This is a genomic window from Gemmatimonadales bacterium (assembly GCA_036265815.1).
Classification (GTDB): domain Bacteria; phylum Gemmatimonadota; class Gemmatimonadetes; order Gemmatimonadales; family GWC2-71-9; genus CAVVWJ01.
In genome coordinates this window covers 1-6,817 of the sequence record DATAOI010000069.1, presented here as the reverse complement: position 1 = coordinate 6,817, position 6,817 = coordinate 1, and the positions used below count along the sequence as shown (strand labels likewise).

Below are 6,817 nucleotides of genomic sequence, written 5' to 3'. Positions count from 1 at the left end.
CGTCGGGCTACGCCTTCTTCACCTCCGCCTCGATCTCGGCCATGAGGGTTCGCCCCCAGGTGGCCCAGTGGGTGCGCGCGACCAGGACACGGCGGACGATCTCGAGAACCTTGCGTCCCTCGTCGGTCAGTTCCATGAGCGCACCTTACCATCGTCACGATCGTCGAGGGACCGCAGGATTCTCACTGGAGAGGCCCCAGGCACGCTCCCGGATGATCAAGCGCAAGCGACTTCCCGGGTGAGACCTGGGTGAACGAAAGGGGTCAGCGGTTGTGACGCCCGCCGGATCGAGCCTCGATCGCCGTGCTGGCATACGAACGAGGCGCGGTCGACCCCGACGACGTTACTGAAGCCGCGCTCAGGTCCTCGACCCGGACGGCCAGTCCATGGGCCGGGCCCTCACCTCCCGAGCCGCGCCAGGACCTGCTCGCCGACGAGCATGGCCGCAGGATAGAGCACCTGCTCCTCGGTCTCGGCGTGCAGCCGGAGCTTCTCGGCAAAGCGCTCGGCGTCCGGTCGCCCCTCCACTCGGCCCACCTCCGCAAGCGTCCGGAGCGCCCCGACGACCTGCTGGTGCTCCGCGAGCATCTGCGGCAGGTCCTTCTTCAGCTGTTCCGTCATGGGGAGCACCGCTCGCATCTCCGGCGTGACGCCCCGCTCGGCGATGGGGGCGAGCAACCCCAACGGTGGGAGCGCGTACTCCTCCTCCTTGACGAAGTGGGGGTGCAGGAGCACGGCGACATTGCGGGCGGCCTCGCCGACCTTGCCCGGGGCCTTGGTGAGGGCCACGAGCTCCGCGTGCAGCTCCTCGTGTTCGACCTTCAACGGCTCAGGAATCCTGATGTCCATCTATGCTGGCTCCTTCACGTCAATCGTCGTTCTTCTTCTGGCGGTGATTGGCGCCTGTCCGCTCTGAGCCGAATGTCAGCTCCAACCCCGCAATGAGCGTTGACCGCTCAGCCGGCGTGAGGCTCGCGCTCGTGCCCGGCAAGGCGTAGAACCACGGCGGCATCTCGCCTTTCCTGACGCTCTTGGCCGACTCGCGCGCCTCGCGCTGGCCTCGATCCCACTCGGAGTAATTCAGCGCGCGGCGTCCCTCGTCGACGTCGCGCTGCACGAGCCATGACATCGGTGCCACGTGCGAGTACCACGGCCAGACCGTCTCGTTGCTGTGGCAATCGAAGCACGCCCGGACCGCCAGCGTCCGCGTCCGCGCCTGGTCCCAGGGCGGCTCCTGCGTCACCGGGGGGTTCGTGTGCCGCCGACCGTACGGAACGAGCTGGATGGCGATGAACGCCACGACCAGCAGCATCCCGAGCCAGCGCACGATCCGGCGCATGGGCCAAGCCTCCTTCCTCGATCAGACCCGACCGCAACGATCGTGCCGTATCAAGAACATCGAGAAGTCGTGACTTTGAGTCGCCCCGCCCGCGGCGGTCCCGGGCAGCCTCGCCCCACGTGGGGCGCGCCCTCCACACGCCCGGCGGCGGCGACCGCCACGCCGCGTGCCGGTCGGGCCACCTTTTCCCCGAGGCGATCATATGGGCCAATGCCCCCCCCGGTGTGCGACCACCTCCTCGCCTAGCAGGTCGGGGTCCCGGACACCGCCGCGGCCGAGCGCCTGCGCCGCAACGGCCACGACGACCTGCCGAGCGCGCGGCGCCGCGGGCTCCCGCCATCGCAGCCGAGGTCCTGCGCGAGCCGACTTCCTGCTCCTGGTGGCCGTCAGCGTCGTCTACGTCGTCCTGGGGGATCCTACGCCCCGTGATCCGACAGCGCCTACGGCGAAGGGCACCAGCGCAAACAAGCCGCCGCCCACAACCAATGCCCAGTCATGGGCATGCAGCGGCTCGACGTGTAGCAGGCCCGCGAGGGGTGTGATCTGCACAAGAACGATCGCCGACGCAATGCTGGCGCCGGACACCAGCCAGGCCGCACGGGTGCGAAGCCGGCTCAGCACGGCGGTGATGAATCCACTCGCCACCGCCAGCGTCGCCAGGGCGGCAGCGCGGCCATGCTCGGTTCCTCCTGGCTCGCTCGCACTGCGTACATAGGCGAGGACGACGGTCATTGCGACGACGGCGCCGACCGCCGCGATCATGATCCAGTCGCGGCGATGAAACAGAACTGCCTTCCGCGGAGCCGCCTGCCGCCGGAGCGGGCCCGCCGGCAACTCCTGGAAGACCAGCAATGCCGAGGGATGAATGATCAACTCCACCCAGACGATGTGCACCGGCAGGTAGAGGAGCGGATATCCGAGCAGCGGAACCGCCAGGGCGGACACCACGAACGGCACGTGAATGATCAAGAGGTATTGAAAGCTCGCCCGGAGATTGGCAAAGAGCTGACGCCCCTCACTGATCGCTCGGACGATCGTGCGAAAGTTGTCGTCGAGCAGCACGATCGCGGCTACCTCTCGAGCGCTCCGCGTGCCGCGCTCACCCATCGCGATGCCGACGTCGGCGGCCTGGAGCGCCGGCACGTCGTTTACTCCATCGCCGGTGACGGCAACGATCTCGCCGGCCTGCTGGAGCGCGCGAACGAGCGTCAACTTCTGGGATGGCGCGGCGCGGGCGATGACGTCGACTCGCTTGAGATCCTCCAGGCCCCCGCGCGCGGCCACCTGCTCCATCTCGTCGCCCGTCATGACGCGCGGCTCGGCCCCACCCAGCCCGATTTCTCCCGCAACCGCGCGCGCCGTGACTGGGTGGTCACCCGTGACCATGATGGCGTGAATCCCGGCCAGGCGGCATGCGCGGACGGCGTCGGCCACTCCCGGGCGCACCGGATCCTCGAAGGCGACGACCCCAGCTAACTGATACCCGGTGATCGGCTCGTCAGCGCCGACGGCATCCACGGGCCGCCACGCACACGCGATGACCTTGTGGCCTTGTCCGCCGAGCGCCGCCACTTCTCTCACGGCCCACGAGCGAGCTGCCTCGTCAGCGTCGCACATCGCGAGGATGGACTCCGGAGCTCCTTTTGTCGCGGCGATGACGCTGCCTTGCGCCTCTCGAACGATTGCCGTTTCCCGCTTGCGACCCTCGGTGAACGGAAATACCGCCAGGCGCTCTACATCGTGGAGTCGGACTTTGGCCCGCCCGATCTCGCCCAGGACCGCCGCATCCAGAGGGTCTCCGCTATCGCCACGGGACGCGAGAGCGACGATGCGCAGGAGTCGGGCATCGTCCCCATCGGGATATGGGCGCAGATGTGCCATGCGAAGCTGCCCTTCGGTGATGGTGCCGGTCTTGTCGGAGCACACGGTCGTAATGCGGCCGATGTTCTCCACGGAGACAGCCCGCCGCACGAGCGCTTGCCGTCTAGCCAACCGATAGACGCCGACGCCGAGGAAGAACGTGAAGACGACGGGGAATTCCTCCGGCAAGGCCGCGACGGCGAGCGTCACCGCGCTCACGAGGGCGTCGAGCCAGCCGTAACCCTGTCGCAGCCGCACCGCCGCGAGGATGAGACAGATGACCGCGGCAATGCTGAGCAACAAGCCCATGAGGTGCTTGATGGTGAGCTGAAGGGGTGTGAGTGCACGTTGGCCCTGCACCGCCGACCTGACAATTTCCCCGTACACGGTCTCCGCGCCCGTGAATACAATCCGCACGAACGCTTCTCCCGTCAGCAAGCGCGTCCCCGCGAATACCCAGTGGAGGGTCTCGACCGTCGCTTCGTCGCTCCCCACGACTCGCTCCCGTAGCGGCTGCTTCGGGACCGGGTACGCCTCCCCAGTCAGGGTTGACTCGTCAGCCTGAAGCTCGCTCCCCCGGATCACCAGGCCATCGGCAGGGAAGGCTTCTCCGGGGGCAACGACCGTCAGATCGCCCGGAACCACCTCGACCGCGCTGAGCTCCACGCGCCTGCCGTCGCGAACAACCACCGCTCGTTCGGCCAGGCGCGTCCGAAGCCCCTCGGCCGACGCCTGGCTGCGCCAGTGAAGAAAGACATCCATTCCGGCCAGCGGCACCAGCGCCACGACGAGGGTCAGGGCCTCGCCAAGCTGCCCCACGACGGCATACAGGAGGCTCGTGGCTGTCAGGAACCACAGCATCGGATCCTTTGCGGTGTCGCGGGCCAGCTCCCGCCAGCGCGCGGGCGGTGTCTCGATGATCGCATTGGCGCCATAGCGTTCACGCCGGACACCTGCCTCAGGCTCGGTCAGGCCCCGCTCGGAAGCCAGCAGGTCTCCCAGCCGATCGAGTGGAACTGGGCGTCGAGTCACGGCTACGCGATCACCGGGACGGGCTCACGGCGCTGGCCCAGTGCACGCCTAGCCCGCCGATGCCGTGGTGGGCTCATGAGGCGCGCCACCGCGTGAATCGCAGCAGTCGGACGGCCCGTGATCACGCCGCCTGTCATACCACCCTGAGCCCGGTTCATACACCCCCCAGTCGTAGCGCGGCCGAGCCCTTCACGTTCAGCGAGAGCGAGGAGACGACGATTGACGCCCTGACCGCGACCCGCCGACGCCTGCAGGAGCTCGCCACCGGACGCGTGTGATCATTGTGAGGGTCAGGCCGGTGTATCTGATTGGCGACTTGCGGACCTTCGGAGGGATCCAGTGAACGTAGGCTTTCTCGGTGCGCCGGCTGTAGTGCCGGGTCCGGATGGCGTGACGGACGCGGTCGAGGAGGCCGGGCCTCGGAGGCTCGGGCGGGCCCGCCTCCCGAGAGATCCCGCCGAGTTCCGCGGAGGGCCGATGCCCGGGGACAAGCCTTCTTGACCCTCCTCCTCCGAGCCCCGCGGTGCCGAGCCGCGCGCCCATCGGCAGACCCGATACAAATTCTCGCGCATACCTCCTGAACCCTATACCATCGGCCTCGCGCCCCGGCCTACTGGGGCTATTGCCAACGGGGAGGCTGTTGAATGCTGCGAGCCGTCCGCACCCGGTTGTTCACCCTCGCGGTCGCCGCCTATGTCCTCCTCGATTTCTCCAGCCTATCTGCCGGGCGTGTTCTCGTTCGACGCGGATCAGTCGATGGATAGCGTTGTCATGAGTGGCCATGCTCTTGGCTTGGAGGGGTCGCCCCCCGCTGTCGTGCCGACCTCGGATACCCTCTGTGAGGTCGAAACGCGGCGAGCGCGCCCGTCACGGTCCCCCATCGCCGCTGCCGTTGAGTGGGTTGTCGTCTTGCGGGAAGCGTATTCACGGTCGTCAAGCCGCTCCTCTTTCGCGGAAGCTCACTAGTCAACCCCGCCAGAGTCCTGTCCTGCGCCACCGAGCCATCCGCCGGCGCGGCGCGTGAGCCGAGCACCCAGACCCGAACGAGGAACCATCGTGCCGACCATCCTTGTGGTTGATGACGACGCCGACGTAGCAAACGTGATTTCAGACATGCTGACCACGCGAGGGTACAGGGTGCTGACTGAGACCGAACCCGGCGAGGCAATCAGGCTCGTGGATGCAGGCCGCGACCCCATCGACCTGCTCGTGACTGATATCGTGATGCGCGGGATGCACGGCCACGAATTGGCGGAGTCGCTGCGCGATCGATGGCCCCGAATGAAGGTGCTGTTCATGACGGGGTATCCAGCCGAGGAGTTGAGGAACCATCGTGTGCCCCTGTTCGGGGCACGAGTGCTGACGAAGCCGCTGGCGGTAGACACGGTGGTCGATGCAGTGCGTGGGATACTCGGTGCGTAAATGATCGAGCGTTTTCCGGGGCGCCTCCCGGACGGTAGCATCCCTTCTCCCGCCAGGTCTGGCGGCGGTCAGCCCTACACGGCGCAGAGCTACCAGAGGTGGTGCGAGCACACCCAGGAGATCATCCCGTTCCCGCTGGAGGATGGTTCAGCTTGTCTTTGGAAGTGATGGGGGACGACGGCGTGAGGGCGCCCAGCGCTTAGCCTAGGGCCGTGGCCTCGCCCCCGGGTCCAGACAAGAGAGAACCCGAAGGGGGCGACCTCCAGTGAGGAGGTCCGTCCCCTTCGGGCAATTGATGAGCTACGTGATGGCAGCGCGCCGAGCAGCGGCTTAGCAGCGCCCCTGCTTGGCCAGCCCAGGTGGACAGCCGTGCCCTCTATCGATCTTCTTGGCGTGGCCCGGTGGGACCTTGTAGTAGGCGACCGGCACGCCAAGGACCGGCTGCGGGACGCGGCCGGGTGCAATCGCGACCCAGGGAGCGCCAGGCCTCGGGGCTACGAACCACCGGTCGTGATGAAAGCTGTAGTACCGCCCCCCATACGCGAAGAAGTTCATCTCGACACCGGGCGCATAAAACACCGGCGATCCGGGCACCACCACGAGTTGGGGCGCGCGCACGATCACGGGCGGTGCAACCGGGGGGACGACGACAACAGGCGCCGGCGGTGCCACCACCACTGGAGGTGTCACGACCACCGGAGGCGTCACAACGACGGGCGGCGGAGCCGGGACGCCGATCTTGACTCCGATTCTCACGCTATCCGCTTCAGCTGAACCGGCAAGGGCCAAAACAGACACTGCAGTCAATGCCAGCATTCGGATTTGCATTAGCTCGGACCTCCAGGAGAGACTGTAGTCATTGCAACAGCGCCTGGAGGTGCAAGCCCGCAGCCAAACAGCTAAGCCGAAAGCTCTCCTGTGTTTATCACGGGATGCAGACTCTGGATGCGAGTACTGTCAGCCTGGTGTCAGGCCGTGACCTTCCCTTATTACCCATCAGCACCACGTCGCACCCGGAGACCGGATTGAACCGCCCCGGCTTTCCCGGAGGCTCCAATCCTTGAGAGGATGGGGCCATGGCAAGACCAGGACGGTTTTCACCGGAAGTGCGGGAGCGAGCGGTGCGGATGGTGGTGGAGCACGCGGCGGCCCATCCCTCGCAAT

Annotated in this window: 6 protein-coding genes; 1 reads left to right on the top strand and 5 read right to left on the bottom strand. The window is 67.0% G+C overall.

What is annotated here, in order from left to right; all coding sequences use genetic code 11:
• Positions 1-7 precede the first annotated feature (7 nt).
• The 4 genes from VHR41_15160 to VHR41_15145 form a co-directional block, all read right to left on the bottom strand.
• Positions 8-136: a hypothetical protein gene (locus VHR41_15160; protein HEX3235536.1), complete on the bottom strand. Its 129-nt coding sequence runs from the start codon at positions 134-136 to the stop codon at positions 8-10.
• A gap of 263 nt (positions 137-399) precedes the next feature.
• Positions 400-849: a hemerythrin domain-containing protein gene (locus tag VHR41_15155; GenBank protein ID HEX3235535.1), complete on the bottom strand. Its 450-nt coding sequence runs from the start codon at positions 847-849 to the stop codon at positions 400-402.
• 19 nt (positions 850-868) lie between these two features.
• The gene (locus VHR41_15150; protein ID HEX3235534.1) at positions 869-1,339 is read right to left on the bottom strand and encodes a heme-binding domain-containing protein; all 471 of its coding nucleotides are present in this window, start codon (positions 1,337-1,339) and stop codon (positions 869-871) included.
• A 396-nt stretch (positions 1,340-1,735) separates the two neighbouring features.
• Entirely contained in the window at positions 1,736-4,231 is a 2,496-nt protein-coding gene (locus VHR41_15145) for a cation-transporting P-type ATPase (protein HEX3235533.1), read from the bottom strand.
• A 1,056-nt stretch (positions 4,232-5,287) separates the two neighbouring features.
• Between VHR41_15145 and VHR41_15140 the strand changes: the two genes are divergently transcribed.
• A complete protein-coding gene (locus VHR41_15140; GenBank protein ID HEX3235532.1) occupies positions 5,288-5,653 on the top strand; it encodes a response regulator in 366 nt (121 codons plus the stop codon).
• A gap of 330 nt (positions 5,654-5,983) precedes the next feature.
• Here VHR41_15140 and VHR41_15135 read toward each other — a convergent pair whose 3' ends face one another.
• On the bottom strand, positions 5,984-6,409 hold the full coding sequence (locus tag VHR41_15135; GenBank protein HEX3235531.1) for a hypothetical protein: 426 nt from the start codon (positions 6,407-6,409) through the stop codon (positions 5,984-5,986).
• Positions 6,410-6,817 lie beyond the last annotated feature (408 nt).